We start from the raw sequence: 1,779 nt of genomic DNA, 5'->3' as shown, positions 1-1,779 counted from the left end.
CTGAATACCGCTCGCTAACCACCTTGCTCCGCGCGTGCAAATACGCCAGCGATCGCCCGGCCTCAGCCAGCGGCAGCACCAGCGCCACCTCGCCGTACCCGCTAAAAAGCCGGCGGGTGATCAACCCCGCCAGCGCCTTGATCGACGCCGGGTCCTCGGCGCTATACAGCAAGTCGCCGCCTTCCACCTGCGGGTAGGCACGCCCGGTCAAATCCGCCTTGTTGTAGGCCGTGATCATTGGCCGCCCCGTGATCCCGATCTCGTCCAGCACCGCCAGCGTCGTCTTGATCATCTGGTTCATGTTGGGGTCCGACGCGTCCACCACGTTGATCAGGAGGTCGGCGTCCTTGGCCTCCTGCAGGGTCGCCTTAAAGGAATCAACCAGCTTGTGGGGGAGCTTGGACACGAAGCCGACCGTATCCGATAGGATAAAAGTAATCCCATCCCCTAGGTCGATCCGCCGCACCGACGTGTCCAGCGTCGCAAACAGCATGTCCTTGGCCAGGACCTCCTTGCTACGCTCACGAGCACCATCGCGGCTCCGCGCGGCACCGCCACCAAACTCCCGCAGCAGCCCGTTCATGGTCGTCGACTTGCCCGCGTTGGTGTACCCCACCAGGGCCACCTTCGGCACCGAGCTGGCCTTCCGCCGGGCGGCCTTCACCGCCTCCTGGTCGGCCACCTCCCGCAGCTCCCGCTTAATTGCCGAGATCTGCTTGCCGATGGTCCGCCGGTTCAGTTCCAGCTTGCTTTCCCCGGCCCCGCGGTTGGCAAAGCCGCCGCCCCCGGCTGCCCCGCCATTCCCGCGCTGCTGGTCGAGACTATTTTCAGAAGGGTGGAGCCGCGGCAATTCGTACTCTAGCCGCGCCAGCTCCACCTGCAGCTTAGCCTGCCGGGTCCGGGCCCGGCTTGAAAAAATCTCCAAAATCAATTCCGTCCGGTCGATCACCCGCAGCTTAGTAATATGCTCCAGATTCCGGATCTGCACCGGCGTCAGTTCATCGTTGACGATCAAAACCTTGGCGTCCAGGCCTTGTGCCAGGTCCCGGATCTCTGCCACCTTTCCCTTGCCCAGGTAGGTGCTGGCCACCACGTTCTCGGCCTTCTGGCTGGCTTGCCCGACCACCTCGTAGTTATTCGCCTCAGCCAATGCGGCCAATTCGCTCATCGAGTAGTCAAAGCCAGGATCATCCAAGTTGACCCCAGCTAAATAGGCCTTAACTTGCTGCGTATTATTGTTAATCATAAATAGTGCCCCCTGGTAAAAAATTTTGCCTTGCTTCTTTACTAAAATTCTACTCTACCCCAAGCCCGAAAGCCAAAAATCCGGCCCACCCGCGCCCTAGTGTGGGTATTCGTAACCCATAATATATATATATATATATATTAACCAATATTACAAAAACGTTACGCAATCGTTTTCCTACTTTGCTTACAACATAATATCGTTATATAATTAATTAATGTATAAAATGTGATAAACTAAAGAAGTTAATCGTCGTATTAACTTCAAAAGCAAATTTATCATCTAAAAAAGTGGAGAGAAAGAAGTAGTTATGTCTACAACTGAACAACAACCAGTTCACCATCATCACCACCATCACCACCATCACCACCGCCACCACAAGCGTCACATTTGGCGCTGGGTTGGCGGGATTGTGCTTGCTTTGGTTGTGGTGATTTTATTGGTTACTGGCTACATGTACAAGAACGCCCGGGATGCGGCAACGACCATGTACACACCTGTTTCTAAGGCAACCAAGTCTAACAAGAACCGGT

The 1,779-nt window shown here is 55.4% G+C and carries 1 protein-coding gene and 1 pseudogene; one reads left to right on the top strand and one right to left on the bottom strand.

Going from position 1 to position 1,779, the window contains the following annotated elements:
* Nucleotides 1-1,246 (bottom strand): GTPase HflX (gene hflX, locus ACI4WN_RS05350; protein WP_439777289.1); only part of this gene is annotated, 1,246 nt, incomplete at its 3' end.
* Nucleotides 1,247-1,556: 310 nt separating this feature from the next.
* Here hflX and ACI4WN_RS05345 point away from each other — a divergent pair.
* Nucleotides 1,557-1,779, top strand: a pseudogene (locus tag ACI4WN_RS05345) (LCP family protein); the annotation flags it as partial.

It is taken from the genome of Lactobacillus sp. (genome assembly GCF_051893255.1).
GTDB lineage: Bacteria > Bacillota > Bacilli > Lactobacillales > Lactobacillaceae > Lactobacillus.
The sequence above is the reverse complement of the archived record's forward strand: the minus strand, read 5'-3'. Positions and strand labels throughout refer to the sequence as shown.